This is a genomic window from Bradyrhizobium sp. SPXBL-04 (assembly GCF_051853035.1).
Lineage (GTDB): Bacteria > Pseudomonadota > Alphaproteobacteria > Rhizobiales > Xanthobacteraceae > Bradyrhizobium > Bradyrhizobium zhanjiangense.
Genome location: NZ_CP182472.1, coordinates 4,096,300 through 4,123,146, shown reverse-complemented (window position 1 = coordinate 4,123,146; position 26,847 = coordinate 4,096,300). Strand labels below are relative to the sequence as shown.

At 64.5% G+C, this 26,847-nt stretch carries 29 protein-coding genes and 1 tRNA gene; 8 read left to right on the top strand and 22 right to left on the bottom strand.

The window, feature by feature from the left end; genetic code table 11:
• The first annotated feature begins 103 nt into the window (after window positions 1-103).
• Both ACNJX8_RS19455 and ACNJX8_RS19450 read left to right on the top strand, forming a co-directional pair.
• Window positions 104-334, top strand: a complete 231-nt coding sequence (locus tag ACNJX8_RS19455) for a hypothetical protein (protein WP_249756378.1) — start codon at window positions 104-106, stop codon at window positions 332-334.
• 108 nt (window positions 335-442) lie between these two features.
• Complete coding sequence (locus ACNJX8_RS19450) at window positions 443-652, top strand: PRC-barrel domain-containing protein (protein ID WP_439361698.1); 210 nt, start codon at window positions 443-445, stop codon at window positions 650-652.
• 121 nt (window positions 653-773) lie between these two features.
• Here ACNJX8_RS19450 and ACNJX8_RS19445 read toward each other — a convergent pair whose 3' ends face one another.
• The 8 genes from ACNJX8_RS19445 to ACNJX8_RS19410 form a co-directional block, all read right to left on the bottom strand.
• A complete protein-coding gene (locus ACNJX8_RS19445) occupies window positions 774-992 on the bottom strand; it encodes a hypothetical protein (protein WP_128933374.1) in 219 nt (72 codons plus the stop codon).
• Between the two features lie 1,077 nt (window positions 993-2,069).
• Window positions 2,070-2,147, bottom strand: a tRNA-Pro gene (locus ACNJX8_RS19440).
• Between the two features lie 112 nt (window positions 2,148-2,259).
• Window positions 2,260-2,838, bottom strand: coding sequence for a MerR family transcriptional regulator (locus ACNJX8_RS19435; protein WP_128933373.1), 579 nt, complete (start codon window positions 2,836-2,838; stop codon window positions 2,260-2,262).
• A 24-nt stretch (window positions 2,839-2,862) separates the two neighbouring features.
• Window positions 2,863-3,204: an integration host factor subunit alpha gene (locus ACNJX8_RS19430; RefSeq protein WP_176945860.1), complete on the bottom strand. Its 342-nt coding sequence runs from the start codon at window positions 3,202-3,204 to the stop codon at window positions 2,863-2,865.
• A 131-nt stretch (window positions 3,205-3,335) separates the two neighbouring features.
• Window positions 3,336-4,316, bottom strand: coding sequence for a beta-ketoacyl-ACP synthase III (locus ACNJX8_RS19425; RefSeq protein WP_439361697.1), 981 nt, complete (start codon window positions 4,314-4,316; stop codon window positions 3,336-3,338).
• Entirely contained in the window at window positions 4,313-5,374 is a 1,062-nt protein-coding gene (gene plsX, locus ACNJX8_RS19420; protein ID WP_439361696.1) for a phosphate acyltransferase PlsX, read from the bottom strand. The genes ACNJX8_RS19425 and plsX overlap by 4 nt, the downstream gene beginning before the upstream one ends.
• A 297-nt stretch (window positions 5,375-5,671) precedes the next feature.
• The gene (locus ACNJX8_RS19415) at window positions 5,672-6,241 is read right to left on the bottom strand and encodes a YceD family protein (protein WP_439361695.1); all 570 of its coding nucleotides are present in this window, start codon (window positions 6,239-6,241) and stop codon (window positions 5,672-5,674) included.
• A complete protein-coding gene (locus ACNJX8_RS19410; RefSeq protein ID WP_128933370.1) occupies window positions 6,238-6,789 on the bottom strand; it encodes a ubiquinol-cytochrome C chaperone family protein in 552 nt (183 codons plus the stop codon). The genes ACNJX8_RS19415 and ACNJX8_RS19410 overlap by 4 nt, the downstream gene beginning before the upstream one ends.
• A gap of 98 nt (window positions 6,790-6,887) precedes the next feature.
• Here ACNJX8_RS19410 and ACNJX8_RS19405 point away from each other — a divergent pair, with 98 nt between their 5' ends.
• Together ACNJX8_RS19405 and ACNJX8_RS19400 are read left to right on the top strand one after the other, a co-directional pair.
• Window positions 6,888-7,370 carry an outer membrane protein assembly factor BamE gene (locus tag ACNJX8_RS19405; RefSeq protein ID WP_164940807.1) on the top strand — a complete coding sequence of 161 codons (483 nt, stop codon included), beginning with the start codon at window positions 6,888-6,890 and terminating at the stop codon, window positions 7,368-7,370.
• A 110-nt stretch (window positions 7,371-7,480) separates the two neighbouring features.
• Window positions 7,481-8,494, top strand: a complete 1,014-nt coding sequence (locus ACNJX8_RS19400) for a Bug family tripartite tricarboxylate transporter substrate binding protein (protein WP_245474190.1) — start codon at window positions 7,481-7,483, stop codon at window positions 8,492-8,494.
• A 175-nt stretch (window positions 8,495-8,669) separates the two neighbouring features.
• Here the strand turns inward: ACNJX8_RS19400 and ACNJX8_RS19395 are convergent, their stop codons facing one another.
• From ACNJX8_RS19395 to ACNJX8_RS19340, 12 genes are all read right to left on the bottom strand, one after another.
• The gene (locus tag ACNJX8_RS19395; RefSeq protein ID WP_128941834.1) at window positions 8,670-10,790 is read right to left on the bottom strand and encodes a sodium-translocating pyrophosphatase; all 2,121 of its coding nucleotides are present in this window, start codon (window positions 10,788-10,790) and stop codon (window positions 8,670-8,672) included.
• Window positions 10,791-11,023: 233 nt separating this feature from the next.
• Window positions 11,024-12,025: a thiamine-phosphate kinase gene (gene thiL, locus ACNJX8_RS19390; protein WP_164940025.1), complete on the bottom strand. Its 1,002-nt coding sequence runs from the start codon at window positions 12,023-12,025 to the stop codon at window positions 11,024-11,026.
• Between the two features lie 154 nt (window positions 12,026-12,179).
• Window positions 12,180-12,677 (bottom strand): transcription antitermination factor NusB, encoded by a 498-nt coding sequence (nusB, locus tag ACNJX8_RS19385; protein ID WP_091893270.1) that lies wholly within the window; start codon window positions 12,675-12,677, stop codon window positions 12,180-12,182.
• 3 nt (window positions 12,678-12,680) lie between these two features.
• Window positions 12,681-13,172 carry a 6,7-dimethyl-8-ribityllumazine synthase gene (gene ribH / locus ACNJX8_RS19380; protein WP_128941835.1) on the bottom strand — a complete coding sequence of 164 codons (492 nt, stop codon included), beginning with the start codon at window positions 13,170-13,172 and terminating at the stop codon, window positions 12,681-12,683.
• An 89-nt stretch (window positions 13,173-13,261) separates the two neighbouring features.
• Window positions 13,262-13,870, bottom strand: a complete 609-nt coding sequence (locus ACNJX8_RS19375; protein ID WP_128933366.1) for a riboflavin synthase — start codon at window positions 13,868-13,870, stop codon at window positions 13,262-13,264.
• Entirely contained in the window at window positions 13,870-15,018 is a 1,149-nt protein-coding gene (gene ribD, locus ACNJX8_RS19370) for a bifunctional diaminohydroxyphosphoribosylaminopyrimidine deaminase/5-amino-6-(5-phosphoribosylamino)uracil reductase RibD (protein WP_439361694.1), read from the bottom strand. Before ribD ends, ACNJX8_RS19375 begins: the two co-directional genes overlap by 1 nt.
• The gene (nrdR, locus tag ACNJX8_RS19365; protein WP_011087793.1) at window positions 15,015-15,497 is read right to left on the bottom strand and encodes a transcriptional regulator NrdR; all 483 of its coding nucleotides are present in this window, start codon (window positions 15,495-15,497) and stop codon (window positions 15,015-15,017) included. The genes ribD and nrdR overlap by 4 nt, the downstream gene beginning before the upstream one ends.
• 15 nt (window positions 15,498-15,512) lie before the next feature.
• On the bottom strand, window positions 15,513-16,811 hold the full coding sequence (gene glyA / locus ACNJX8_RS19360; RefSeq protein WP_128933364.1) for a serine hydroxymethyltransferase: 1,299 nt from the start codon (window positions 16,809-16,811) through the stop codon (window positions 15,513-15,515).
• Window positions 16,812-17,077: 266 nt separating this feature from the next.
• A complete protein-coding gene (locus ACNJX8_RS19355; RefSeq protein WP_091893260.1) occupies window positions 17,078-17,299 on the bottom strand; it encodes a hypothetical protein in 222 nt (73 codons plus the stop codon).
• A gap of 37 nt (window positions 17,300-17,336) precedes the next feature.
• Window positions 17,337-17,573 (bottom strand): hypothetical protein, encoded by a 237-nt coding sequence (locus tag ACNJX8_RS19350; RefSeq protein ID WP_091893370.1) that lies wholly within the window; start codon window positions 17,571-17,573, stop codon window positions 17,337-17,339.
• 201 nt (window positions 17,574-17,774) lie between these two features.
• Entirely contained in the window at window positions 17,775-18,293 is a 519-nt protein-coding gene (gene ldtR, locus ACNJX8_RS19345) for a transcriptional regulator LdtR (RefSeq protein WP_091893258.1), read from the bottom strand.
• Between the two features lie 541 nt (window positions 18,294-18,834).
• Window positions 18,835-19,332, bottom strand: a complete 498-nt coding sequence (locus ACNJX8_RS19340) for a DUF6163 family protein (RefSeq protein WP_128955723.1) — start codon at window positions 19,330-19,332, stop codon at window positions 18,835-18,837.
• Window positions 19,333-19,455: 123 nt separating this feature from the next.
• Here ACNJX8_RS19340 and hemB point away from each other — a divergent pair, with 123 nt between their 5' ends.
• The 3 genes from hemB to ACNJX8_RS19325 all read left to right on the top strand — a co-directional run bounded on the left by hemB (window position 19,456) and on the right by ACNJX8_RS19325 (window position 22,355).
• On the top strand, window positions 19,456-20,517 hold the full coding sequence (gene hemB, locus ACNJX8_RS19335; RefSeq protein WP_370985910.1) for a porphobilinogen synthase: 1,062 nt from the start codon (window positions 19,456-19,458) through the stop codon (window positions 20,515-20,517).
• A gap of 407 nt (window positions 20,518-20,924) precedes the next feature.
• Entirely contained in the window at window positions 20,925-21,464 is a 540-nt protein-coding gene (locus ACNJX8_RS19330) for an RDD family protein (protein ID WP_164939858.1), read from the top strand.
• 114 nt (window positions 21,465-21,578) lie between these two features.
• The gene (locus ACNJX8_RS19325) at window positions 21,579-22,355 is read left to right on the top strand and encodes an arginyltransferase (protein WP_439361693.1); all 777 of its coding nucleotides are present in this window, start codon (window positions 21,579-21,581) and stop codon (window positions 22,353-22,355) included.
• 194 nt (window positions 22,356-22,549) lie between these two features.
• On the opposite strand, the gene ACNJX8_RS19320 is transcribed toward ACNJX8_RS19325, so the two are convergent.
• Window positions 22,550-23,902, bottom strand: a complete 1,353-nt coding sequence (locus ACNJX8_RS19320; RefSeq protein ID WP_128933358.1) for an Nramp family divalent metal transporter — start codon at window positions 23,900-23,902, stop codon at window positions 22,550-22,552.
• Window positions 23,903-24,072: 170 nt separating this feature from the next.
• On the opposite strand from ACNJX8_RS19320, the gene ACNJX8_RS19315 reads away from it, so the two are divergent.
• A complete protein-coding gene (locus ACNJX8_RS19315) occupies window positions 24,073-25,317 on the top strand; it encodes an MFS transporter (RefSeq protein ID WP_439361692.1) in 1,245 nt (414 codons plus the stop codon).
• 153 nt (window positions 25,318-25,470) lie between these two features.
• Here the strand turns inward: ACNJX8_RS19315 and ACNJX8_RS19310 are convergent, their stop codons facing one another.
• Window positions 25,471-26,730 (bottom strand): adenylate/guanylate cyclase domain-containing protein, encoded by a 1,260-nt coding sequence (locus ACNJX8_RS19310; protein ID WP_439361691.1) that lies wholly within the window; start codon window positions 26,728-26,730, stop codon window positions 25,471-25,473.
• Window positions 26,731-26,847: the final 117 nt, after the last annotated feature.

The window sequence follows — 26,847 nt, the reverse complement described above, 5'->3', positions numbered from 1 at the left end:
TTGCGCTCCCCCGAGCAGTCCCTGCCAATTAAATGTCAGTTTATCTGCAGTTTAAAATTTAAACAATAATCCAAGTTAATCGACATTGTGTCGGGATGAGCGCGTGCGCCTCCTCTCTCGCAACGGCACCGACTGGACGAAGCGCTATCTCTGGATTGCTGAGGCCGCGCTGAAAAACCGGCAGAGGCGCTTTGTGATCGATGGCGAGGCCGTGATCCTCGGCGTCGACGGTATCAGCGACTTCAACGCTCTGCACAGCGCGTCGGCCGTACCGAGGCGGTCGGCCGAAGCACTGGATCAAGGTGAAGAACCGCAGCCATGCTGCTGCGATTGATCGGGAGTTATGATCTCCGTCTCGCCGACCCTTTCTACTCCGATAGGCGAAAGGAACGCAGTTCAGTCTCGACGGTTTTGCTCGCATAGCCAGGACGAGATGCGGCAGATGCCTCGGGCTGAAGCTCACGCCTCTGCTATTCTACGCGAATATCACGAAGCCGAGACAGAATTGATCGGTAAGGCGGTGGTGCTCACGGACGGTACAGCAGGGACTGTCGAGGAATTGTACTTGGACGAAGCGCACGGCTTGCGTCTTTCCATTGCTGGCCATCCCGGAAAGTGGCCTGTGGCAACGATTAAGCTGGCGGAGAAGTGACGGTGCCCACCTGCTTATGTGCGCTGATCGTCGTTCATGGCACGAGCAATTGGTGCTGCTGCGCTGTGGCAGGCGCTTCATCTGGCGCGGACGGCCGACGTGAGCGGAGGTAGTTGCCAACTCAAAAGGCGATCTTCTGCTCAGCCTCAAGGACGCGTTCGCGCAGTGCTTCCAATTCGGCAATCTGAGCAGCGAGCGCTTCGAAGCGGTGCCGAAGAACAGCGGCAGCTGTATCCGCTCGACCGCCGCGATTGCCCGCCTCGGGCAAGTTGGCCCATTCGAAGGGAGCTGCCGATCGCATTGACGCTGGGGAATTCTGGAAATGATGGAGACCAGTCATGGCCGGGACCTTCCGAGCGGGCGCATGGGAAATGGAGTAGGAAGGCCGCGCCGCGCTTTTTGCATAGCGAGGCAACAATTAAATCACACAGCAGGCCAAAAAAATAAATAAAGTTAATTCAAATTAATCACGAATTATAACACTCGTGCCGGAGGCTCTGTCGTGCGCCTTAGTGCTTTTTCCCCGGTTCCTCCCAGTCTGCGCTCCTGCCGAGCTGACTAAGCCGCTCTTCAAGTTCGCGCTTTGCTGCGATCAGCCTGACAGCTAGGACGCGCCCCACGTCGGTGTGCAGCGCCCACAACTCATCAATGGACATCGCGTCAAGGTGATCTCGATCCATGCCACCCGGGTCCCTGCAGATTACCCCAAGATGCGTGGCTGAGGAGATGCCCAGCGTTCTAGGCCAAGCTCAGGCACGGGCACTGTACAATTAACGCTCCAATATTAAATCACATTAAATAAATTATATATAGTCAATTTTATGATCGCCATCCGCAATCGCTTTAAAAGAGGGGCGGCAGAGTAACACCGCCCCGGCATGGGACAGTTCAAGAAACTGATCGATTGCTACGACTGCGGACACTCGGTCTCTGGGAACGCTGCTGCCTGCCCAAGTTGCGGGTCAAGGCAGCCGTTTGGTCCCCCGATCCTGGGTCGCAAGCGATCGCCCATTCACAACGTTGAGGCGCGCAACGATCGCAATATGATCGTTATTTTGACGCTGTTTGCATTTCGCGCCATCCGAACTTGGCGAGCGCGCCGACGCTTCGCAAATGGCGCACTCCGAATTCCGCGCGCATCACCAACACGGGATACGGAGCCGGCTGTCGGAGATACTTTCCCATCACGACACCGCTGGCATGCTGACATTACGCCCCTGTTTTGCCCGACGCGTCAAATCGATTCGGAAAAACGTTATTTTCCAATGACATCGCTACTGTGCATGGGGTTGTTTTTCGACTTTTTGATGCACCGGCGCCGAAGCGGCCAGCGCCTCTGGCGCACACGCATCCGTCGCGGCTGGGAGCAGGCCCCCACGCCGACGGTCAATCCACCCGACAGATCGTTTGAGAAAAATGGTCGGAGCGAGAGGATTTGAACCTCCGACCCCTAGTCTCCCAGACTAGTGCGCTAACCGGGCTGCGCCACGCTCCGAATGTCGTTCCATTAGCTAGGATCGCCGCTTTGCGCAAGGCGAGGCTGCAGCATTTTGGCTTATCAGCCACCGCCCCCGGAACTCCCTGCAAAGCGGGCGGAAAGCGGCCCCTCACCCGTCCTTCAGAGCCTGATCCAGCATTTCCTTGGCTGCGACGAGGTCGGCGAGCGCACGGCCAAGCCGTTCCCGGTCGAGCGCGCTGGGGCCGGCGGGTGCGGCAGCGGCGCCGCCCTTGCGAAAGGTGGTGAGGATGTCCTCGTCGTCGATCTCGGCGAAGCGGAAGTCGATGCCTTCCTCCTCGTTGCCCTGATAGTCGTCATCGTCGGTGTCGGTGACGCCCTTGATCGGCGCCTCGTCCTCGGGCTCCATCAGGCTCGCGCCGATGGCGTCCTCGATGGCGCCGAACGAGACCGCGGCGGCGCTGTCGGCGAGGCCCTGCACCGATTTGACGCCGTGCTCCTTCAGGATCCGCTGCACCCCGCGGATGGTATAGCCCTCCCCGTAGAGCAGGCGGCGGATGCCCTTGAGCAGGTCGACGTCGTCGGGGCGGTAATAGCGGCGGCCGCCGCTGCGCTTCATCGGCTTGATCTGGGAGAAACGGGTCTCCCAGAACCGCAGCACGTGCTGCGGAATGTCGAGCTCCTGCGCTACTTCGCTGATGGTTCGGAACGCATCCGGCGCCTTGTCCAAATGCCAATCCTTTCCGATAGGCGGTTACGCCTCGGGTTGAACCTTGCTGCCATCGCCGTTGGTGCGGTGCTGGGCGTTGATCCGCTGCTTCAGGATCGCCGACGGCTTGAACACCATCACCCGGCGCGGCGAGATCGGCACCTCAGTGCCGGTCTTCGGGTTACGGCCGATGCGCTGACCCTTTTTGCGCACCATGAACGAGCCGAACGAGGACAATTTCACCGTTTCGCCCTTCTCGAGGCAGTCGGTGATCTCCTTCAGCACGAGTTCCACGAAGGCGGACGACTCCGTGCGCGACAGTCCCACCTTCTGGTAGACGGCTTCGCACAGATCAACACGCGTTACGGTTTTGCTGGTCTCGGTCATCGCCCTGCCCCACATCACGGCGAACAATTGTTGTCTGAAATTAGGAGGTTACGATACGGCGGTCAACAGCGCTCATCAATGCAGAGGCATCGATAATCGCGCTGATTCCGGCAAAATTTTATCGACTGTTGCTACCAGCGCACGAGGGCAGAGCCCCAGGTGAAGCCGCCGCCCATGGCTTCCAGCAGGACCAGGTCGCCCTTCTTGATGCGGCCGTCCTTGCGCGCCACCGCGAGCGCCAGGGGAATCGAGGCCGCCGAGGTGTTGCCGTGCCGGTCCACCGTCAGCACCACCTTCTCCGGGGCGATATGCAGCTTGTGGGCGGAGGCGTCGATGATTCGCTTGTTGGCCTGGTGCGGCACGAACCAGTCGATGCTGCCGGCGTTGAGCCCGGTCGCCTGGAACGCATCGACGATCACGTCGGTGATCATGCCGACCGCGTGCTTGAAGACCTCGCGGCCCTCCATGCGCAGATGGCCGACGGTCTGGGTCGAGGACGGCCCGCCGTCGACGAACAGCTTTGCCTTGTGGCGGCCGTCGGAGCGCAAATGCGTGGTCACAATGCCGCGGTCGGTCGCGGCATTGCCGGGCTGCTCCTGCGCCTCCAGCACGACCGCGCCGGCGCCGTCGCCGAACAGCACGCAGGTGCCGCGGTCGTTCCAGTCGAGGATGCGCGAGAAGGTCTCGGCGCCGATCACCAGCGCGCGCTTATAGGCGCCTGTGCGCAGGAAATTGTCGGCGGTGGCGAGCGCGAACACGAAGCCGGAGCAGACCGCCTGGAGGTCGAACGCCGCGCCATGGTTGATGCCGAGCCCGTGCTGCACGGCGACCGCGGTTGCTGGGAACGTATTGTCCGGCGTCGAGGTCGCCAGCACGATCAGCTCGATCGATTGCGCGTCAACGCCCGCATCGGTGAGCGCAGCCTGCGCTGCCCTCAGCGCCAGGTGCGAGGTGAACTCGCCCTCGGCCGCGATGTGCCGTTCACGGATGCCGGTCCGCTGTACGATCCACTCGTCGGAGGTGTCGATGCGCGCCGCCAATTGGGCGTTGGTCACCACCTGCTCCGGCAGATAAGAGCCGCAGCCGAGCACGACCGAACGGATTTTCGTCACGAAACAGCCTCCTGCGCGGCCTGCACGGAACTGAGTGCACCGCCCTCGCGGTTGAGCATCTGATTGATCTTGTTCAGGAGATCGTAGTGAGCCATCTCATAGCCAACATCGATCGCATAGGCAAAGCCTTCGGCGTTGGTTCCGCCGTGGCTCTTGACCACCACCCCGTTCAGCCCAAGCAGCACGCCGCCATTGGACTTGTTGGGGTCCATCTTGTCGCGCAGGGCCTGGAAGGCGCTGCGCGCAAAGAGATAGCCGAGCTTGGACAGCCAGCTCCGCTCCATCTCGTTGCGGAGTAATTCCGCCATTTGGCGCGCGGTTCCCTCGGCGGCCTTCAGCGCGATGTTGCCGCTAAAACCCTCGGTCACGATGACGTCGGCCAGTCCCTTGCCGATACCGTCGCCCTCGACGAAGCCGATGTAGTCGAGCTCGGGCAGGTTCCTCGCGCGCAGGATCTCGCTGGCCTCGCGGATCTCCTCGTGGCCCTTGATCTCCTCGGCGCCGATGTTGAGCAGCCCGACCGTGGGCCGCGTCTTGTTGAACAGCACGCTCGCCTTGGCCGCGCCCATGACCGCCATCGACACCAGGTGGTGCGCATCGCCGCCAAGGGTGGCGCCGAGATCGAGCACGACCGACTCGCCGCGCCTGGTCGGCCATATCGCGGAGATGGCCGGACGGTCGATGCCCGGCAGCGTGCGCAAGTGGAAGCGAGCCATCGCCATCAGCGCGCCGGTGTTGCCGGCGGAGATCGCGACATCCGCCTCGCCCTTCTTCACGGCATCGATCGCGAGCCACATCGAGGAGGTCTTGCGGCCGCGCCGTAGCGCCTGGCTCGGCTTGTCCGAGCCGCTGACGGCAACGTCGGTATGAATGATCTTCGAGGCGGCCTTGAGCGCGGGGTGCTTTTCGAGCTCGGGCTCGATTTTGGCGCGGTCCCCGACCAGCAGGAATTCGCTATCGCGGTGCCTGCCCAGCGAGATGGCAGCACCGGGAATCACCACGGCGGGGCCGACATCGCCTCCCATGGCGTCCAGCGCGATGCGAACCTTGCTTGGCATGAAAGTCCTGGAAACCTGGTCTCGTGCGGTCTTGAGCTAGCGGGGCCGCAAAATGGGTTCGCCACGGACATGGCGACTGGCCAAGCGCCACGCCGCACCCGAACCGGGGCGCGACAATAGCGTTTTGTTACCCCGAAACAACCTCTTGCCCCCAGCCTTTTGCATTCAGGACGATCCGCGAGCGAACCCATGGATCGGCAGGGAACGCCTTGAAATCAAACGGATATAACCGTTCTTCAAACCATCGCAGCAAACGGCTCGTGTCCCGCCCCAAGCGGTCCCGCCAGAAATGCCGAGCTATTTGCCCTTTTTCCTGTCCTGAAGTGCCTTCAGGGCTGCGAATGGATGGTCCTCCGAATCGGGGGCCGTGACCTCCGCCTCGAACACGGCCCCCTCCTTGCGCGGATAGGGATCGATCGCCAGGAACAGCGCGTCAGTGGCGAGACGGCCGAGATCGATGATGCCATTGACGATCGCCTCCGGAGGGTCGGCGACATCAGGCGGCTCCTGATCGTCCTGCCCCTCCTCGATGAGGTCGGCGAGCCGGCGCGCCTCGGCCTCGGGAGCGAAAATCAGGTCCACCTCCTCCTCGATCTCACTCTCGATCGGATCGAGCGTGACGACGCAGGTCTGGCCGATCCGGCCGCGGACCAGCCCGGTGACCTCGACCCGCCCGCCGCTTTTCGGCACGACATCGAAGCTGGCATGAGCGGACAGGATCTCCCGCAGGCCCGCGATCTCGGCCATAGCCTGCCGCTCGGCCGCCGAGGCCTCGAGTTCGCGATGCAGGCCGGTGTCGGGGACCTGTGCCACGATCACGGGCGCCCGCCAGGGATCGGGCTGGGATCCGGTCGTCGGTCGGCTCATGGCGTGACATCCTTTGGGAGTGCCGAGGGAAACTTGAAGGACGCGCGCAGAAGCGCGGCCTCGTCGGTCCGGCCGAGATCGGCTTCCGTGGCCCGGGCATAGGCCGCGAGCCTCTGCGCCTGATCCATGCCGGTCCCATTCAAGATATTCTTGCAGATCGCCGATGCCAGCGCCTCGCGCCCGCCCTCCATGGCTTGGTCATAGGCCTGGACGCGGCCATAGAACGCCTCGCCAAAAGCCCGCATCCGCTTCGGCACGGTCTGGTCGCCCACCCCCATCTCGCGCAGATTGTCGTCCATGTCCTCGCAGAAGCGGTCGAACAGCGCCTGCGACAGCCCGGTGGCGCCCTGGACGGTGCGCAGGCGGCGCAGCAGCAGCCAGAGATGCAGCAGCAACAGGTCGAAACGCCCGTTAACCGTATCTGGTACGTCCAAGTCACGGTAAAATATGGGTTCTCGCGCCTGCGTCACGATCATGCCATAGATGGCTTCAATGGTGCCCGGCGGGGTTAGCCGGGGTTTCCTGAAGTGATTGAACGGCCAAAGCATTGTGGTTTCCGCAAGCGGGCGCGCGCGTGTTGCATTCAGAGCCTCCGCCCGGTACTTCAGCGCCTCGCGCGACGCAAGGGGACGGAATCAATTCCGCAATGACGATGACGAACCAGACTGGCCTGCGCGCGGACAAGCGCGGCCTTCATGCACGCTGGCGCGGCCTGCGCATGTTCACGGCCGTGGCTCTGGTCGGCGCCGCCCTCGCCGGGTGCACCGGTGAGCAGTTCCAGAAGGGCTACATCCTGCCGCCCGGCGCGCTGGAGCAGATTCCGATCGGCGCGAGCCAGGACCAAGTGCTGATCGTGATGGGCACGCCCTCCACGGTCGCGACCCTCGACGGTGAAGTGTTCTACTACATCTCGCAGCGCTCCGAGCGCATGGTCGCCTTCATGAACCAGAAGGTGGTCGACCAGCGCGTCATCGCGATCTATTTCGACAAGAACCGCCGCGTGCGCCGGCTGGCGAATTATGGCCTCCAGGACGGCAAGATCTTCGACTTCATCAGCCGCACCACGGCGACGTCGGGCCAGGAGATGAGCTACCTCGCGCCGCTGTTCAAGCTGCTCAGCTTTAACTGAACCTGCGGCGTCGTGCCGCCCTCCGCGCGGCACTTGCCCTCGCGCGCGGCTTGCCGCCGCGCGCCGGGTTCCCTACGCTCCCGGCAAAACAAGAAGCAGGGAGAGGATTCGTGCCCAAGAAACTTCAGAACATTTCGTTGTCCCGCCGTCGCGTGCTCACCGGCGTTGCCGGTCTGTCGGCCGCAGCCATCCTGCCGCGATCGAGCCTGGCTGACTGGAAGCCGACCGAGAACGTTCGCCTCGTCGTGCCGGCGGCGGCCGGCGGCTCCACCGACGTCATGGGCCGGCTGCTCGCCGCACAGCTGCAAACCGCCTGGGGCCAGTCGGCGGTCGTGGAAAACCGCTCCGGCGGCGGCGGCACGATCGGAACGGCCGAGGTGGTCCGGGCCAAGCCTGATGGTCACACCATCCTGGTCGGCAACCCCGGACCGAACGCGATCGCCTACAGCATCTTCAAGAACCTCACCTACAAGCCGGACCAGCTTCAGCCGGTCTCCAACATGATCCGGATCCCGAACATCGTCTCGGCGCATCCGAAGACCGGCATCAAATCGATCGCCGAGCTGATCGCGTACCTGAAGGCCAATCCGGACAAGCTCAGCTACGCCTCCTCCGGCGTCGGCCAGAGCCCGCATCTCACCGGCGCCTGGTTTCTCCAGCTCACCGGGTTGAAGATGACCCACATCCCGTTCCGCGGCGCCGGCCCCGCGCTCCAGGCCGCGCTCGCCGGCGACATCCAGATCCTGTTCGACAATCTCTATCCGAGCCTGCCGCAGGTGCAGAACGGCACGCTCAACGGCCTCTGCGTCACCACGACCGAGCGCAGCGAGCTCGCGCCGAACCTGCCGACCATGCGCGAGAGCGCGCCGGAGCTGACGAACTTCGACGTATCCTCGTGGTTCTCCGTCTTCCTGCCGAAGGGGGTCTCACCCGAGGTGCTCAACGCGCTCAATCTTCAGGTCAAGGCGATGCTGGAGCGCGACGACATCAAGAAGCAGATCGCAGCCATGGGCGCCCGCGCCGACTACGGCACGCCAGAGCAATTCGCCGCCTTCGTGGACGCCGAGACGAAGAAGTTCGCCGGCATCATCCAGAAGGAAGGGTTGCAGATGGACGTGCAGTGATCGCCACCTTCGTCATTGCGAGGAGCTCTTGCGACGAAGCAATCCAGACTGCCTCTGCCGAAAAATTCTGGATTGCTTCGCTGCGCTCGCAATGACGTGGTGAGAGGGCTCGGCCTGCCAAGCAAAAACCCCGCGGCTCGCGCCGCGGGGTTTTGTCTTGTGTCGCCGCCGCCGCTCAGTGCGCCAAAATCGCCAGCAGCAGCAAGGCCACGATGTTCGTGATCTTGATCATCGGGTTCACTGCGGGGCCGGCCGTGTCCTTGTAGGGATCGCCGACGGTGTCGCCGGTGACGGCCGACTTGTGGGCATCAGAGCCCTTGCCGCCGAAATGGCCATCCTCGATGTACTTCTTGGCGTTGTCCCAGGCGCCGCCGCCTGAGGTCATGGAGATCGCGACGAACAGGCCGGTCACGATCACGCCGAGCAGCATCGCGCCGACCGCCGAGAACGCTGCCGACTTGCCGGCCACGCCGCCGCCTGCGATCGCGTAGATCAGGAAGTAGACGACGATCGGCGACAGCACCGGCAGCAGCGAGGGGATGATCATCTCCTTGATCGCCGCGCGGGTGAGCAGGTCGACCGCCTTGCCGTAGTCGGGCTTGTCGGTGCCCTGCATGATGCCCGGCTTCTCGCGGAACTGACGCCGGACCTCCTCGACGATCGCGCCGGCCGCACGGCCGACCGCGGTCATGCCCAGCGCGCCGAACAGATACGGCAAGAGGCCGCCGAACAGCAGGCCCACCACCACATAGGGGTTGTTAAGCGAGAAGTCCGGATTGACGCCGGCGAAGTAGGCGTGTTTCGCGGAGTCCGCAACGAAGAACTTGAGGTCCTGGTTGTAGGCCGCGAACAGCACCAGGGCACCGAGACCGGCCGAGCCGATCGCGTAGCCCTTGGTCACCGCCTTGGTGGTGTTGCCGACCGCGTCGAGCGCGTCGGTCGACTTGCGCACCTCCTTGGGCAGGCCCGCCATCTCGGCAATGCCGCCGGCGTTGTCGGTGACCGGGCCGAAGGCGTCGAGCGCGACGATCATGCCGGCCAGCGCCAGCATGGTGGCGGTCGCGATCGCGATGCCAAACAGCCCGGCGAGGCTGTAAGTGACCAGGATGCCGGCGATGATGACGATCGCGGGCAGCGCGGTCGCTTCCATCGAGACCGCGAGGCCCTGGATCACGTTGGTGCCGTGGCCGGTAACCGAGGCCTGCGCAATCGACTTCACCGGACGGTAGTCGGTGCCGGTGTAGTATTCGGTGATCCAGATGATCAGCGCCGTGACGACGAGACCGACCACGCCGCATTCGAACAGCGCCATGCCGGTGAAGTCGACGCCCTCGAGCTTGCCGAAGCCGATCAGGTAGTAGATCACCAGCGCGATGCCGATCAACGACAGGATGCCGGTCGCGATCAGGCCCTTGTAGAGCGCGCCCATGATCGACTGGCTCGGCCCGAGCTTGACGAAGAAGGTGCCGATGATCGAGGTGATGATGCAGATGCCGCCGATCGCGAGCGGCAGCGTCATCATGTTGGCGAGGATCGGCGTCTTGGCGAAGAAGATCGCCGCGAGCACCATGGTGGCGACCGCGGTCACCGCATAGGTCTCGAACAGGTCGGCGGCCATGCCAGCGCAGTCACCGACATTGTCGCCGACGTTGTCGGCGATGGTGGCGGGATTGCGCGGATCGTCCTCGGGGATCCCGGCCTCGACCTTGCCGACGAGGTCGCCGCCGACGTCCGCACCCTTGGTGAAGATACCGCCGCCAAGACGGGCGAAGATCGAGATCAGCGAGGCGCCGAAGCCGAGCGCCACCATGGCGTCGACCACGGTGCGGCTGTCGGGCGCGAGCTTCAGCGAATGGACCAGGAAGCCGAAATAGAGGGTGACGCCGAGCAGCGCGAGACCGGCGACCAGAAGGCCGGTGATGGCGCCCGCCTTGAAAGCGAGCTCGAGGCCGCCGGCGAGCGAGGTCGTCGCGGCCTGCGCGGTGCGCACATTGGCGCGGACCGAGACGTTCATGCCGATGAAGCCGGCCGCCCCTGATAGGACGGCGCCGATGGCAAAACCGATCGCGACATAGACCCCGAGGAAATAGGCAAGCAGCAAGAAGATGACGATGCCGACGAGACCGATCGTGGTGTACTGGCGCCGCAGATACGCCTGTGCGCCTTCGCGCACCGCTCCTGCGATCTCCTGCATGCGCGGCGTCCCCGCATCCGCGCCCAACACCGAAGACGTCGCCCAAATCGCGTAGACGACGGAAAGCACTCCGCAGAGCACTATCAACCATAATGCTGTCATGTGATTTTTTGCCTCAGATCCTTGATGTACCCCCGGCGCCTTTTGTTGTCCGTCGTGCGGTGCGGCGCCTTGATTTTGAACAAAGCCGCCCCTTGCCCGAAGGGGCGGCCCCAGTCGGTCGCAAGCTTGCCAAAATCAAATTAAGGGTGCAACGCCGGATAAGGCCGAAACGGCCGATCTCGGCAGGTATTTAGGCCAGTCCGGAGAACTAAGATGCCGGTTTGGAGCAATTCCTAGAAGTGGCTGTACGACAGCCGCTTCAAGATCAGTTCCTGGCCCTGCCCATCCAGGAAGCGCGGTGGCGCCCCGCCCTCGATGATCGTGCCAATGGCGGTGACGGCGAGGCCTGCCGTCCGCCCGGCTGCGATCAACGCATCGCTTTGTGCCGGCGGAACGGTACACAGCACCTCGTAATCGTCGCCGCCCGCCAGTAGCGTCTCGACGCAAACAGCGTTGCGCGCGATCAGGCTTGCGGCCGCAGCCGACAGCGGCACGTTCGCCACCTCGACCGTGGCCGAGACGCCCGATGCCGCACAGAGCTTTGTCAGATCGCCGGCGAGCCCGTCGGAGACGTCCATCGCAGCGGTCGCATGATCGCGCACGGCCTGCGCCAGCACGTTGCGTGGCTGCGGCACGCGATAGCGCGAGACCAGAAAATCCCGTGCAGCGGGATCGGATGTCAGCGCGCCGGCCGCAGCGCCGCCCGTGAGCACGCCGAGGCCGAGCGCAGCATCGCCGATCGTGCCCGTCACCAGGATGCGATCACCCGGCCGTGCGCCGGTGCGGCCGACCATCCGTCCTTGCGGCACGCGGCCGAAGGCAGTGATCGAGACCATCTGCGGTCCCGGGGTCGACACCGTATCGCCGCCGAGCAGCGGGCACGCGAAGCTCTTGGCGTCCTCGCCGAGCGCATCCGCAAACGGCCTGAGCCAGGCATCCTCCTTGCTGCGCAGTGCCAGCGTCAGCACGAAGCCGGCCGGCACCGCTCCTTTGGCCGCGAGGTCGGACAGGTTCACCCGCAGCGCCTTGCGCGCGATGGCGTCAGGCGGATCGGTGACAAGATAATGCACGCCCTCCACCACCGCGTCGGTGGTGACGACGATGTCCTCGCCCGCAGATCTCAGGATAGCGGCATCATCGACCAGTCCGAACGCGCCGGGATCGGTCGCCAGCGGCTTGAAATAGCGCGCGATGAGGGAGTCTTCGCCGGAAATTTGGTATTTGTCCTGCGTCACGATAGCAGACCCGTCATCCTGAGGTGCGAGGCCTTGCGAGCCTCGAAGGATGCACGGCCGAGGTGCGACCTCAGCGGCACGCCGCCGCCCTTCGAGGCCTCCGCTTCGCTCCGGCACCTCAGGGTGACGGCTACGGCGGAAGTCGTCGTCTCAATTACCCCCGCCCGAACTCGTCACCGCGAAACTGGCGGCCAATCTGGTCGAGCACAGCGTTGACCATACCAGTCTCCTCGCGATCGACGAAAGCGTTGGCAACGTCGACATATTCGGAGATCACCACGCGACCCGGCACATCCTTGCGGTGCTCCAATTCGTAGGCTCCTGCGCGCAGCACCGCCCGCAGGATCGCCTCGATCCGCTTCAAGGGCCAGCCCTTCGACAGCGCCTCGTCGATCAGCGGATCGAGCTTCTTCTGGTCGCGAACGACGCCGGAGACGACATCGCGGAAGAAGGCGGCCTCTGCCGGCAGGTATGTGTCGCCCTCGACCTCGTTGCCGAGCCAATGGCTCTCGAACTCCGCAAAAATGTCGTTGATGCCGGCTCCCGCGATGTCCATCTGGTACAGCGCCTGCACGGCGGCAAGCCGCGCCGCGCCGCGGCGGTTCGCCTTCTTCTCCGGAGCGCCCGCCGGCTTTTTGTTGTTGTCGGCCATGGCTCAGGCCTGCGCCAGGCGGCGTTTGATGCGCAGCATCGCAAGCGCGGCACGTGCGGCATCGCCGCCCTTGTTGAGCTCGCTGGCGCGTGCCCGCGCCCAGGCCTGCGCCTCGGTGTTGACGGTGAGGATGCCGTTGCCGAGCGGTAGCTTTCGCGCCACCGCAAGATCCATCAGCGCGCGCGAGGATTCCTGCGAGACGATCTCGAAATGGATGGTGTCGCCGCGGATCACGCAGCCGAGCGCAATCACCGCGTCATAGGGCCTGCCGTTCGCCGCAGCCGCGTCGATCGCGATGGCAACTGCTGCCGGAATCTCCAGCGCGCCGGGAACCGTGATGACGTCATGGGTCAGGCCGGCCGCCTTCAGCTCGGCGACTGCGCCGTCCAGGAGCGCGTCCTGGAGATCGTCATAGAACCGCGCCTCGACAATCAGCGCGCGTGCGCCGGAGATGTCGGTCTGGTCCTTCAGGGGTGCGCGCCGCGCGTCTGCCATCGTTCAATCCGTTCTACAGTGGTCGGCGCGTTATGTAGTCGCCGCAGGCGGGTAAGCCAAGTTTTAAACCGTCGTTCCGGCTGCGCCGGTCACTTCATTTCCGTCAGCCGCGCCGCGTAGCGGGCCATCAGATCGACCTCGATATTGACCTCGTGCCCCGCCTTCCAGCCGCCGATCGTCGTCACCGTCAGCGTGTGCGGGATGATCAGCACCGAAAAGGTCGTGTCTTTCACCGTATTGACGGTCAGCGACACGCCGTCGAGCGTGACGGAGCCCTTGGTGGCGATGAAGCGCGCCAGCTCGCGCGTCGTCGAGAGCTCGAACCGCGCCATGTCGGGCAGGTCCTCGCGGCTGAGAAGCGTCGCGATGCCGTCGGCATGGCCGGCGACGATGTGGCCGCCGAGCTCGTCACCGATCTTGAGCGCCCGCTCGAGGTTGAGCTTTGTTCCGATCTTCCAGTGTTTTGCGGTCGTCAGCGCCAGCGTCTCGGCGGCGGCATCGACGTCGAACCAGGTCTTATTCCCCTCAATGCCGGAGGCGACCACGGTGAGGCAGACGCCGTTGCAGGCGATCGAGGCGCCATCTGCGATGGTGGTCTGATCATAACGGCAGGCGATGCGCAGGCGGTGCAGCTGCCCCTGCGCCGTTGGCGTGAAGCTGACGATCTCGCCGATATCGGTGACAATGCCAGTGAACATTACGAGCGCTCGTAAACGGTGAGAGTATCCCTGTCGAATGTCTCGCTAGCATGAACCTTGTAGGCCTGCGACTGCGTGATTTTCGACAGGGGCAATGCATCGAGCGCATCGACGCCGCCGGCGCCCACCTCTTCCGTGCCGCGGAACAGCCAGATTTCGTCGACGAGGTCGGCCGCCACAAAGGACGCGGCAACGCGGCTGCCGCCCTCGACCAGCAGCCGCGTGGTGCCTTTCTCGGCCAGCGCATACAACACGGCCGCAAGATCGAGCCCTGATGCACCGACCGGCGGCACGCGCAACATTTGCGCACCGGCCGCGCCAAGCCGCGTGGCGGCCGCGGCTTCGGCGAGTTCAGAGCTCACCACCCAGAGCGGCGTCTCGCGCGCGGTGCGAACGAGCTTGCTTGCGCCGGGTATCCGTAGGCTCTGATCGAGCACGACCCGCACCGGCGAGCGCGCCGCCATGCCCGGCAGGCGGCAGGTCAGAAGCGGATCATCTGCCAACACCGTGCCGATGCCGACCAGGATGGCATCGCTCTGCGCGCGCAAGAGATGCACGCGATTGCGCACCGCCTCGCCGGTGATCGCAACCGGCTTGCCGCCGGCCGCGCCGATCTTGCCGTCGGGCGAGACCGCGAGCTTCAGGATCACGTGCGGACGCTTGTCCCGGATGCGGCGGAAATGGCCGGCGTGATCGAACGCGGCTTCCGCAGCGCATGGACCCACATCCACGACGATGCCGGCTGCCCGCAAACGCGCATGGCCCTGGCCGGCAACTTCCGGATTGGGATCCTCGATCGCGGCGACCACCCGCTTGATGCCGGCGGCGATCACCGCATCGGCGCAAGGCGGCGACTTGCCGAAATGCGAGCATGGCTCCAGCGTGACGTAGAGCGTGGCGCCGCGCGCCGCCTCGCCGGCCCGCAGCAAGGCCTCGGGCTCGCCATGCGGCCGCCCTCCGGGCTGTGTCCAGCCGCGGCCGACGATGACCCCATCCTTGACGATGACCGCACCGACGGCCGGGTTCGGCCAGGTGCGACCCTGCCCGCGGCGCCCAAGCGAAAGCGCCAGCTGCATGAAGCGGAGATCGGCATCCTTGGCCTCACGGGCCTTCTGCGCGAACTGATCCTCCAATATGCGGAAGATCATTTGCGGATCGCGGCGAGCCGCGCTTCCTCCTCACCGGAGAGCTCGCCGAGCACGTCGGCAAAATCCTTGGCCTCGCGGAAATTGCGATAGACGGAGGCGAAGCGCACATAGGCGACGTCGTCGAGCGTGCGCAGATGCTCCATCACGGTCTCGCCGATCACCTCGGAGGAGATCTCGGCCTCGCCGCCGGTCTCGAGCTCGCGCACGATGGTGGAGACCATCTTCTCCACCCGCTCCGGCTCGACCTGCCGCTTGCGGAGTGAGATCTGCACCGAGCGCATCAGCTTGTCGCGGTCGAACGGCACGCGGCGGCCGTTGCGCTTGATCACCGTGAGCTCGCGCAACTGCACGCGCTCGAAGGTGGTGAAGCGGAAATTGCAGGCGACGCATACGCGCCGCCTGCGGATGACAGAAGAGTCCTCGGTCGGACGCGAGTCCTTTACCTGCGTATCGAGACTGTTGCAGTTCGGGCAGCGCATCCGTTTACCCAAGCCTTACTGGTAGATCGGGAACCGGTCGGTGAGCGCCTTGACCCGTTCCTTGATCGCAGCTTCCACGAGCGGCGCCTTGCCGTCGTCGGATTGCGCGATCGCGTTGAGGACCTCGGCAATCATGCCGCCGACCTGCTGGAATTCGGCGACACCGAAACCGCGGGTGGTCGCGGCGGGAGTGCCGAGACGCAGGCCCGAGGTGACGAAGGGCTTTTCGGGGTCGAACGGAATGCCGTTCTTGTTGCAGGTGATGGCGGCGCGGACCAGCGCCTTCTCCGAGACGTTGCCCTTCAGGCCCTTCGGCCTGAGGTCGACGAGCATCAGATGGTTATCGGTACCACCAGAGACAATATCAAAGCCGTGGCTCTTCATCGCCTCGGCCAACGCCTTGGCGTTCTCGACGACGTTCTTGGCATAGACCTTGAAGTCCGGACGCAGCGCCTCGCCGAAGGCAACCGCCTTCGCCGCGATCACATGCATCAGGGGGCCGCCCTGGAGGCCCGGGAAAATCGCCCCGTTGAGCTTCTTGGTCAGCGTCTCGTCATTCCACAGCATCAGGCCGCCGCGCGGACCGCGCAGCGACTTGTGCGTCGTGGTGGTGGTGACGTGGGCATACGGCACCGGCGAAGCGTGCACGCCGCCGGCGACGAGGCCGGCGAAGTGCGCCATGTCGACCAAGAGATAGGCGCCGACGCTGTCCGCGATCTCGCGGAAACGCTTGAAGTCCCAGGCGCGCGAATAGGCCGAGCCGCCCGCGACGATCAGCTTCGGCTTGACCTCTTCGGCCTGCTTGGCGACCGCGTCCATGTCGATGATCTGGTCCTCGCGGCGCACGGTGTAGTGCGCGGCCTTGAACCACTTGCCGCTCATGTTGACGGGCGAGCCGTGGGTGAGATGGCCGCCGGCCGCAAGATCAAGACCCATGAAGGTGTCGCCGGGCTGGAGCAGCGCCAGAAACACCGCCTGATTCATCTGGCTGCCCGAGTTCGGCTGCACGTTGGCGAAGCCAGCGCCGAACAGCTTCTTGGCGCGATCGATCGCAAGGTTCTCGGCGACGTCGACCCACTCACAACCGCCGTAGTAACGCGCGCCCGGATAACCTTCCGCATATTTGTTGGTCATCACCGAACCCTGCGCTTCCAGCACGGCCCGGCTGACGATGTTCTCGGAGGCGATCAGCTCGACCTCATGGCGCTGCCGGCCGAGTTCGCCCCTGATGGCGGCGGCAATGTCCGGGTCGGCCTGCTCGAGCGAGGCGGTGAAAAACGAATCGGGCGCGGAGGCGGTTTTAGCTGAGGTCATCTTGCGAATATCTCCACCGCCGCAGCCTTTTGGCAGGCTACGGGCGGGTCTGGTGTGGCGGTCGGAAGCACGCGCGATCTACCACATTGCCCGCCCCCGGCCAAGCATTTGCGGGTCGGACCTGAGATTTATGCAAGATATGGTGGAGATTTGAGGTTTTCGGCGCTGGAGCGGTTTCATAGAACCGCTCCTCTGCGACTGTCCGGACTAGGACCGCTTTGGGCCTCACCTCGCGCCAACGGCCGCCGGCCCCAGCCGGCGTCATTTCACAGCCCGGTATAGCCCGCCTTCACCGGGTCCACGCTGCCGTCGAGTTGCCGGAGATAGGTCAGGCCGCAAACCGTCAACCGGTGGGTGTCCTTTTCGCCGGCCTCCATCAACGTATTGAGATAGTTGGTGACCTTGGCCCGAGCCTCCTCGCTCGCCGCTGCGGTGCGGTTGGCGAGCAGATCATAGGTCTGCATGATGCGGTCGATGGCGGCTTCCATGGCACCCTCTGGTTCTCTTGAATCTTGGGAGTTTTGATCAGGCAACCGCGCGGGCCTCGGACTGCGTCTCGAACCGGGCGATCGCCTTGTTGGCGAGCCTGATCTTGTTGAATTCGCCCTGCTGGAGCAGCTTGACGATGATCCTGAGCAGGCGCTCGTCGGTGACGAGGGAATCGGGAATCGCGCCGGAGCGGCGAAGGTAGTTCGCGGCAATGGCGTAGGCCTCGCTCACGAGTTCCACGTTCATCGCCTGAGGCCCGCGCTCAACCAGCATCGACATTCTCCGATCCGACGGAGATAAGCGCCGAGCCCGGAACTGGTTCCTCACCTGCGAGACTTTTTTCGCAGTTGCAAAAAATACAAAACGCCCCGGTCCGGACGGAATCCGGGCCGGCGCGCTTGGGGAAGTCTAAGGCACGTTCGGAAAGGCTTGCCGGTCTTGTTAGGGGGCCGGCTTGGCCTTGTCCCTTGGAACTCAGAGCCGGTACAGGATCTGGTCGGTCCAGAACCGCTCGAGACGGTGCAGCGACTTGTTGAGGGTCGAGAACTCCTCGCCGGAGATGCCGCCGACCTGCTCCACCGTCTTGACGTGCTTCTGGTAGAGCGCATCGACGATGCGGCGGACTTCGTGGCCCTGCGGGGTCAGGCGGATGCGCACCGAGCGGCGATCAACGCGCGAGCGCTGATGATCGAGGAAGCCGAGTTCAACGAGCTTCTTCAGATTGTAGGAGACGTTGGAGCCGAGATAGTAACCGCGCGTGCGCAGCTCGCCCGCGGTCAGCTCCTTGTCGCCGATGTTGTAGAGCAGGAGCGCCTGGACCGAGTTGATGTCCGCACGGCCGCGGCGATCGAATTCATCCTTGATCACGTCGAGGAGCCGGCGATGCAGCCGCTCCACCAGAGTCAAAGCTTCCAGATAGAGCGACTGCACCGAACCCTGCTGGCCGGAGACGCGCTCTGCGGTATCTGCCGCAGTTGCGACGGCTTTCATCATGACACTTCCCCTGTTGTCGTTTTTATCGACACTTATTCGACGAAACTTGTGTCCCGTCTGATAGGTGCAACTTAAGGGGCTCGTTTGAAGATCGGCTTAAATAAGAGAATAAAGAGATCATGAATTTAAGACAGTGAATTGCGGATTAAGCCTGTCGCAAAAGGACTTTTCGCAACCCTCTGTTGACCCTCGCAAGGTCCTGTTCACCCTCCGTCCGCCCCTATTGTCGCATTCCAGTACAGCCCCGCCCCGTTTCGAAACGGGCGCGTAACAGCTGTGGCGGAACAGGCTGGTCAACGAAAACTTACCGCAAATTTTAGGCAACCAACGGTCAACCAATCGCGCACAACTCCGCTAACGCCAGTCTCGTGTCCCGGACAAGCGAAGCGCACAGCCGGGACCCAGAAAGCCACAAACGAGATTGCAGTGAGATGAACCCGGCTCTGCAACGCATCTCACCGCACTGGACGACGCTTCGCGTCGCCGGGGGCGCGCTGCATTGCGTCCGGGGCACGAGAGCACCGAGGTGTCGAACTATCTGCTACGGCGGTCGTTCCCGCGCGGCCATCCAAGCGAGCGCGAGATATGCGGCGAGCATGAACGCTTCGACGCCGACCACGACGAGGCTGCCGCCGTAGATGCCCGGGAACATCAGCTCGATCACCGCCATCGACACCACGGTCGTCAACCACACCACCGCGCCCCAGGGCGTCGCCAGCCACAGACCAACCGCCGCGACGAGCTCGATCACGGCGAAGTAGACGGTCGCGGCCTGCCAGGCCATCGACTGGTTCTCGAAGGCCTCGTCCTCGCCACCGACGAAACCCGTCACTTGCGCCCAGTGATAGAGACCCTTCAGGATCGAAAGCAGCGCCATCACTCGCAGGAACAGCACGAGCCGGCGCGTCCACACATTGTCATCGGACTGGGAGCGCTCCGACGAGATCGCAGCCACCGACATCGCGCCATCCCTGGCGGTGTCTCTGGCATTGTCCCTGGCATTGTCGCGGGCCGCATCGCGGGTGGAGATCTCGGACATGGCCCCCTTCTGGCTGTTTCGCCCCGCAAAATCAATCGGCGGCCATCCCTTGCGGCAGGTCAAGCCGCGGTGACGGGAACCATGCGAGCTGGTATAAGAATAATTCCAGCCGGAGGAAGAGTAATGGCGATCAAATACGGGCGTCCGATCGAACTGCGCGAGGTTTCGCGCCGGGATGATGCCGGCGCCTCCCCTGCCCTCGATCTGACCGTCCGTCCGCGCCGCAACCGCAAGGCCGAGTGGGCGCGGCGCATGGTGCGCGAAAATGTCCTCACCACGGATGATCTGATCTGGCCGCTGTTCCTGATCGACGGCAGCAATAAGCGCGAGCAGGTCGCCTCGATGCCCGGCGTCGACAGGCTCAGCGTCGACCAGGCCGTGCGCGAAGTCGAGCGTGCGATGAAGCTGACCATCCCCTGCATCGCGCTGTTTCCCTATACCGACCCGTCCCTGCGCGACGAGGAAGGCTCGGAAGCGACCAATCCGAACAATCTGGTCTGCCAGGCTGTGCGCGCGATCAAGAAGGAGTTTCCGGAGATCGGCATTCTCTGCGACGTCGCGCTCGATCCGTTCACCAGTCACGGTCACGACGGCCTGATCTCCGACGGCAAGATCTTGAACGACGAGACGGTCGCGGTGCTGGTGCGCCAAGCCCTGGTGCAGGCCGAGGCCGGCTGCGACATCATCGCGCCCTCCGACATGATGGACGGCCGCGTCGCCGCGATCCGCGAGGGGCTCGACCGCTCCGGCCTGCTCGATGTGCAGATCATGGCCTATGCGGCCAAATATGCCTCGGCCTTCTACGGCCCGTTCCGCGACGCCATCGGCTCGGCCAAGACGCTCACCGGCGACAAGCGCACCTACCAGATGGACAGCGCCAATACCGATGAAGCACTGCGCGAGGTCGAGCTCGACATCGCCGAAGGCGCCGACATGGTGATGGTGAAGCCGGGCATGCCCTATCTCGACGTGGTTCGCCGCGTGAAGGATACCTTCGCGATGCCGACCTTCGCCTACCAGGTCTCCGGCGAATACGCGATGATCGCAGCCGCCGCCAATAACGGCTGGCTCGACGGCGACCGTGCTATGATGGAGAGCCTGCTCGCCTTCAAGCGCGCCGGCGCCGACGGTGTGCTGAGCTATTTCGCGCCGAAGGCCGCGGAGAAGCTGCGGAGCCAAGGATAAGGTGCTGTAGGGTGGGCAAAGTCGCGTAGCGACGTGCCCACCATTCCGGCTTGTGATCGCGGAACGATGGTGGGCACTGCGCTAACGCGCCTTTGCCCGTCCTACCGCTGCCTCCCCATCGTCGTTTCGGCGAAGACCGGGCGCACCTGCCTCCTCATCGTCGTCCTGGCGAAAGCCAGGACCCATACTCACCAGCTTCTGTTTGACGAGGACTCGTAGTGGGCATTTCGCCGCAATCCCTCCTGCCTGCGGTAATGGGACCAGGACGACACCGGGATCGATAGCTCGCTGCCTCCGACAGCCGCCGAATCGCCGGAATATTTTCGCTTGTTGATCCCAACGCGCCCTTGGCATGCGGACGCCCTGTTCCCATGTCCTGCCACGGGGGTTCGCTGGGAGAAACGGACATGTCGGACTCGGGCAATTCAGGCGCCTGGCGCAACGACGGCGGGATGCAGCCGCACGCCTACGACCCCTATCTGCATCCGGAACTGTTCCGCGGCGTTGCAACGCGGCGGGTGTTCGCCTTCCTGATCGACATGGTCGTGATCTCGGTGCCGGTGATCCTCGGCTACATCTTCATCGCCCTGTTCGGCGTGGTGACGCTCGGCATCGGCTGGGCGCTGTTCTGGATCGCCTGGCCGGCCTCGGTGGTCTGGGCCATCGTCTATTACGGCGCCAGCATCGGCGGCCCTTCCTCCGCAACAGTGGGCATGCGCGTGATGGATCTGGAACTGCGCACCTGGTACGGCGCGCCCGGTTACTTCGTCCTCGGCGCCACCCATGCCGTGCTGTTCTGGGTGACGATCTCGTTCCTGTCGCCCTTCGTGGTGCTGGTCGGCCTGTTCAACGGCCGCCGTCGCCTGCTGCATGATTTCGTGCTGGGAACGGTCGTGATTAACAACTCGGTTCGTGTACCCGCGCCCCAGGCCGCAAGGACGTACTGATCACCGACCTATCAACCCGGGCCTTCTAGACTGACTGATCTGCCGAGCAGGCCAATTGACCGGGAGCGTCCGTAGCGCGATGCTGAGATACAGTTCGGAGGCCTACGACGTCCCTTGACCCAGCACTCGCGCGATACCCCTCAATTTTACCTCACGGCGCCTTCCCCGTGCCCCTATCTGCCGGGCCGGCAGGAGCGCAAGGTGTTTACGCACCTCGTCGGTGAGCGCGCCGGTGACCTCAACGACCTCCTGACCCATGGCGGCTTCCGCCGCAGCCAGTCGATCGCCTACCGCCCCGCCTGCGACCAGTGCCGCGCCTGCGTCTCTGTCCGGGTGATCGCCAACGAGTTTCGGCCCTCCCGCAACTTCCGAAAAGTGCTGGCGCGCAACGCCGACATCATCGGCGAGCAGCGCAGCGCGGTGCCCACCTCCGAGCAATATTCGGTGTTCCGCGCCTATCTCGATGCCCGCCACCGCCACGGCGGCATGGCCGACATGACCGTGCTCGACTACGCCATGATGGTCGAGGATAGCCATGTCGAGACCCGTATCATCGAGTACCGCAAGCGCGGCCCGGACAGCGGCCTCACCGGCCGCGGCGAAGAGCTGATCGCCGTGGCGCTGACCGATGTGCTCAGCGATGGTCTGTCGATGGTCTATTCCTTCTTCGATCCGAGCCAAGTCAGCCGCTCGATGGGCACCTTCATGATCCTCGACCACATCGCGCGCGCGCGGCGCCAAGGCCTACCTTACGTCTATCTCGGCTACTGGATCGAGGGCTCCAAGAAGATGGACTACAAGGCCCGCTTCCTGCCGCAGCAGCGCCTCGCGCCCTCAGGCTGGCTGCGCATCGACGCGCAGGGGGACACGACGTCCGAGCCTCAGGATTAGCTCACTGTCATGCCCCGGCTTGCCGCGTTCGCTAAAGCTTCGGCGGCCGAGCACCCTTGTGGCCCCGGCGTAGCCTTGGCGGAGCCGGGACTGAGACATCCGGTACGCCGCGGCTTCTCGACTCAATCACAACGCTCTCCGGAATACTGGATCCCCGGTTAAACCGGGCGATGACAGAAAGCATTGCGGCGACATTACCCGAACAGCGTATCCGCCAGCAGCTTCACGTTCAAAATCACGATCACCCCCGCGACGATCCATGCGACGGCGGCGACCGAGACCGGGATCGCGAACTGCCCCATCTTGCGGCGGTCGGAGACGAATCGCACCAGCGGAATCACGGCGAAGGGCAGCTGCATCGACAGCACGACCTGGCTGAACACCAACAGATCCGCCGTGCCGCGCTCGCCATAGATCGCGGTGACGATGATCACCGGAATGATGGCGATGCCGCGCGTGAGCAGGCGGCGCGCCCAGCTCGGCAGATGCAGGTCGAGAAAGCCCTCCATCACGATCTGGCCGGCGAGCGTCGCCGTGACCGTTGAATTGAGGCCGGAAGCGAGCAGCGCGACCGCAAAGAGCGTCGAGGCGATGCCGAGGCCGAGCAGCGGCGACAGTAGCTCGAAGGCCTGACCGATCTCGGCGACGTCGGAATGGCCGCTCTTGTGGAATGTCGCAGCTGCCACCACGAGGATCGCGGCGTTGATGAACAGCGCCAGCATCAGGGCGATGGTCGAGTCCGTCGTTGCCCATTTGATCGCCTCGCGCCGGCCAGTGTCGTTGCGCTCATAGGCGCGCGTCTGCACGATCGAGGAGTGCAGGTAGAGATTATGCGGCATCACGGTCGCGCCGATGATGCCGATCGCGATGTAGAGCATGTCGGAATTGGTGAAGATCTCGGTCTTCGGCACGAAGCCGTGCAGCACCTCCGCGACCGGCGGCGCCGCAGCCGCGATCTGGACCACGAAGCAGACCGCGATCACCGCCAGCAGCGCGATGACGAAGGCTTCGAGGAAGCGGAAGCCGCGGTTCATCAGGAGCAGCAGCAGGAAGGCATCGAGGGCTGCGAGCAGCGCGCCGCCGATCAGGGGAATGCCGAACAGAAGCTTCAGCGCGATCGCGGTGCCGATGACCTCGGCGAGATCGCAGGCGATGATCGCCGCCTCGCAGGCGAGCCAGAGCAGGAAGTTCACTGCCGGCGAATAGGTGGCGCGGCAGGCCTGCGCGAGGTCGCGGTCGGTGACGATGCCGAGCCGCGCCGCCAGCGACTGCAGCAGGATCGCCATCAGGTTGGAGAGCAGGATGACCGAGAGCAGCGTGTAACCGAACTTCGATCCGCCGGCGAGGTCGGTCGCCCAATTGCCAGGATCCATGTAGCCGACCGAGACGAGGTAGCCCGGACCGACGAAGGCCAGCAGCCGCCGCCACCAGCGGCCGGCGGCCGGAATGGCGACGGTGGAATTGACCTCGGCGAGGCTCTTGGTGGTCGGCGCGTCGGCACGCCAGCCGGCTGCGTCGGGGGTCAGGTGGGGAGATCGGGCATCCATGCTGGCAGAATACCCGACTTGGTTCTTATTGCAACTCATTTGCAACTGCATCTAGCCACACCGGTTCCTGGCGTGGCCGTGGCAATCTCGCCTCTTGTCGGGAAGCGGGTGGGTTCGGTGGTCCTCACGGGCGAACATTGGCGCAAATTCGCCTCTGCAGGATATGAGCCATGTCAACGCCTCCTCGCCTCCCTGACACCTTCAACCGCCTCGCCTGGTCGAACCTTGCGGCGCAATCGGCCGAGCAGATCGCACTGGCCGCAGCGCCCATCGTCGCCGTGCTGACGTTGGGGGTCGCCGAAGGCCGGACCGGCCTGCTACAGACCGCCCTCACCCTGCCCTTCGTCCTGTTCGCCATTCCCGCCGGCGTGCTCGCCGACCGCATCTCCCGCCGCTGGCTGATGGCGGGAGCCGAGGCGTTGCGGGCCGCCGCACTCGCAGCCATCGTGCTGTTGCTGGCGCTGGGCGCGCTCAATTTGCCGCTGCTGGCGTTGCTCGGCTTCGCTGCGGTGTGCGGCACTGTCGTCTACAGCGTGGCCGCACCGGCGCTGGTGCCGTCGCTGGTGAGCCCGGACCTGTTGCCGGCGGCGAATGCGCGGATCGAGCTCGCGCGCACCATCGCCTTTGCGAGCGGCCCTGCACTCGGCGGCGCGCTGGTGGGATGGTGGGGCGCGAGCCCTGCCTTCGGCTTTGCGGCGGCGCTCTCGGCCGTCGCAGTGGCGCTGCTCGCCGGCATCTACGAGCCTGCTCGCGCGCCGGCGCCGCAGCGCCACCCGTTCCAGGACATCCGCGAAGGCGCAGCCTTCGTGTTTCACCACCCGCTGCTGCGGCCGGTGTTCATCACCCAGTTCATCTTCAACACCGGATGGTTCGTGCAGATCGCGGTGTTCGTGCCCTATGCCGTGCGCCATCTCGGCCTGACCGCCGCCGGCGTCGGCACCGTGCTGACGATGTACGGCGTCGGCATGGTGATCGGCGCGCTGGTCGCCACGCGCGTGATGCAGTGCGTCGCGTTCGGCACCGTGGTCGGGCTCGGGCCCGTCACCGGCTTCGTCGCCGCGCTCGTGATGGCACTGACGGTGCTGGTCCCCTCGCCCTGGCTTGCGGCCTTGAGCTTCTTCCTGCTCGGCGTCGGGCCGATCCTGTGGGTGATCTCGACCACGACACTGCGCCAGTCAGTGACACCGCCGCGCCTCTTGGGGCGCGTCTCCGCCATCAACATCATGAGCTACGGCGCCCGCCCGCTCGGCTCGGCGCTGGGCGCAATCGTCGGCGGCATCTGGAGCGCGGAAGCCTGCCTCTATCTCGCCGCCGCCGTGTTCGGCGTACAGGCGCTGGTGATCCTGCTGTCACCGGCGGTGGCACTGGACCGGCAGCCGGACATGGTGGGCGATGAGGCGCCGGCGCGGTGTTGAACCATTTCCTGGCGTCGTCCTGGCGAAAGCCAGGACCCATTACCCCAGGGAGTAGACGTGTTGCGCGATGGTCATCACCGATCTTCGCAAAACTATGGACGGTGGTTATGGGTCCTGGCTTTCGCCAGGACGACGTTGGGGAAGCAGCCTGCGCTAACCCGCCAGATAGCGCTCGTAGCTTCCCGTCACGGGCTCGCTGGCATCGACGTCGGGATCGAGCGTGTAGAGATCCTGCGCGCGACCGATGCCGCGCAGTGCGTAGCGGCCGGTGGAGACGAGATAGCGGCGCCCAGTGGCGTCGAGACCCTTGTAAAATTCCGAGGACGCGAGCAGTTCGCGATCGACCGAGCGGCTCATCGAGGCGATGCGGCTGACTTCGTTGACGGTCGGGCCGACCACGGTGAAATCGAGCCGGTCCTCGCTGCCGATGTTGCCGTAGAAGACCTCCCCGACATGCAGGCCGATATAGGCCGACGTGGTGGGACGGCCGTCGGCCGCCCGGCGCTTGTTCAAGGCAGTGATGTTCTTGCGAAACAGATGCTCGGCGCGCAGCGCGGCCCGACGCGCATCCGCCATATCCTCGCCCCAGAACATCGCGAGCACACCGTCGCCGATCAGCTTGAGGACGTCACCGCCGACATCGTGGATGGCGTCGATCACGGCCTGCGCATAGTCATTGAGGAACGGAATGATCTCGTCGGGACCGATGCTCTCGCTGATACCGGTCGAGCCGCGCAGGTCCGAATACCAAAGCACGGCGTTGATGCGCTCGGTAACGCCGCGCGAGATGCGCCCGCGGAGCACTTGCTCGGAAGCGTCGCGGCCGAGATAGACGCGGCCGAGCGTGCGCACGATGTCGACCTGCTGCGCCGACTTGATCGCGAGACCAAGAACGGGGACGAGGTCGCGCAGCGCGACCAGCTCGGATTCCGTAAAGCCGTCCTCGCGCCGCGTCGTCCAGTAGGAGTAGAGACAGTCCATCTGCCCGAGCGCGCCGGTCTCGCCGAATCGATGCACGAAAGCAAGAAAATGCCGATGGCCCTTTTCGGCGAGGTCGCCGATCTGCGAGAAATCGAGCGACGGCGCATCAGCAAGATCGATCACCATCTCGTCGTGCCCGTGCTCGAGCAGATGATAGAACACCGACCGGCGCCAGTTCTTGGCGGCGTCGCCCTCCGCGGTCGAACCGTATTCGATGACGTCGCTCTCGTTGGTTGGCGTATCGCTCCAGCGAAACGCGCGGCCCTCGTAGATCGGATGCAGCGTGTCGATGACCACGAGCCCGCGCGACAGGTCGAGCCCTTCGGCGCAGCAGCGCTCGCAGAAACCGCGGAGCAGCTCGGGTTCAGCGAGGCCCGTAAGCCCCTGGCCGGCGACCCAGTTCATCAGTGAAAGGCGCGAAGTTACTTGCATATGCCATTATGACGCGCATTCGTGACGAGCGAAAGGCGCGAGGGCCGACGTGACGCCAGGCTCCCGTCCCTTGCAGGTCGAATATGCCGCCGCCGCGGTTGACGCGTCCGCCGCGCG

What these genes read in the sequence shown, in the direction of transcription:
- ACNJX8_RS19450 (WP_439361698.1), top strand. Translation starts at nt 443, where the DNA reads ATGCCTCGGGCTGAAGCTCACGCCTCTGCTATTCTACGCGAATATCAC.
- ACNJX8_RS19445 (WP_128933374.1), bottom strand. Translation starts at nt 992, where the DNA reads ATGACTGGTCTCCATCATTTCCAGAATTCCCCAGCGTCAATGCGATCG.
- ACNJX8_RS19430 (WP_176945860.1), bottom strand. Translation starts at nt 3,204, where the DNA reads ATGACCGAGACCAGCAAAACCGTAACGCGTGTTGATCTGTGCGAAGCC.
- plsX (WP_439361696.1), bottom strand. Translation starts at nt 5,374, where the DNA reads ATGCCAAGCAAGGTTCGCATCGCGCTGGACGCCATGGGAGGCGATGTC.
- ACNJX8_RS19415 (WP_439361695.1), bottom strand. Translation starts at nt 6,241, where the DNA reads ATGAGCCGACCGACGACCGGATCCCAGCCCGATCCCTGGCGGGCGCCC.
- ACNJX8_RS19410 (WP_128933370.1), bottom strand. Translation starts at nt 6,789, where the DNA reads ATGCTTTGGCCGTTCAATCACTTCAGGAAACCCCGGCTAACCCCGCCG.
- ACNJX8_RS19405 (WP_164940807.1), top strand. Translation starts at nt 6,888, where the DNA reads ATGACGATGACGAACCAGACTGGCCTGCGCGCGGACAAGCGCGGCCTT.
- ACNJX8_RS19395 (WP_128941834.1), bottom strand. Translation starts at nt 10,790, where the DNA reads ATGACAGCATTATGGTTGATAGTGCTCTGCGGAGTGCTTTCCGTCGTC.
- nusB (WP_091893270.1), bottom strand. Translation starts at nt 12,677, where the DNA reads ATGGCCGACAACAACAAAAAGCCGGCGGGCGCTCCGGAGAAGAAGGCG.
- ribH (WP_128941835.1), bottom strand. Translation starts at nt 13,172, where the DNA reads ATGGCAGACGCGCGGCGCGCACCCCTGAAGGACCAGACCGACATCTCC.
- ACNJX8_RS19375 (WP_128933366.1), bottom strand. Translation starts at nt 13,870, where the DNA reads ATGTTCACTGGCATTGTCACCGATATCGGCGAGATCGTCAGCTTCACG.
- ribD (WP_439361694.1), bottom strand. Translation starts at nt 15,018, where the DNA reads ATGATCTTCCGCATATTGGAGGATCAGTTCGCGCAGAAGGCCCGTGAG.
- nrdR (WP_011087793.1), bottom strand. Translation starts at nt 15,497, where the DNA reads ATGCGCTGCCCGAACTGCAACAGTCTCGATACGCAGGTAAAGGACTCG.
- glyA (WP_128933364.1), bottom strand. Translation starts at nt 16,811, where the DNA reads ATGACCTCAGCTAAAACCGCCTCCGCGCCCGATTCGTTTTTCACCGCC.
- ACNJX8_RS19355 (WP_091893260.1), bottom strand. Translation starts at nt 17,299, where the DNA reads ATGGAAGCCGCCATCGACCGCATCATGCAGACCTATGATCTGCTCGCC.
- ACNJX8_RS19350 (WP_091893370.1), bottom strand. Translation starts at nt 17,573, where the DNA reads ATGCTGGTTGAGCGCGGGCCTCAGGCGATGAACGTGGAACTCGTGAGC.
- ldtR (WP_091893258.1), bottom strand. Translation starts at nt 18,293, where the DNA reads ATGATGAAAGCCGTCGCAACTGCGGCAGATACCGCAGAGCGCGTCTCC.
- ACNJX8_RS19340 (WP_128955723.1), bottom strand. Translation starts at nt 19,332, where the DNA reads ATGTCCGAGATCTCCACCCGCGATGCGGCCCGCGACAATGCCAGGGAC.
- hemB (WP_370985910.1), top strand. Translation starts at nt 19,456, where the DNA reads ATGGCGATCAAATACGGGCGTCCGATCGAACTGCGCGAGGTTTCGCGC.
- ACNJX8_RS19330 (WP_164939858.1), top strand. Translation starts at nt 20,925, where the DNA reads ATGTCGGACTCGGGCAATTCAGGCGCCTGGCGCAACGACGGCGGGATG.
- ACNJX8_RS19320 (WP_128933358.1), bottom strand. Translation starts at nt 23,902, where the DNA reads ATGGATGCCCGATCTCCCCACCTGACCCCCGACGCAGCCGGCTGGCGT.
- ACNJX8_RS19315 (WP_439361692.1), top strand. Translation starts at nt 24,073, where the DNA reads ATGTCAACGCCTCCTCGCCTCCCTGACACCTTCAACCGCCTCGCCTGG.
- ACNJX8_RS19310 (WP_439361691.1), bottom strand. Translation starts at nt 26,730, where the DNA reads ATGCAAGTAACTTCGCGCCTTTCACTGATGAACTGGGTCGCCGGCCAG.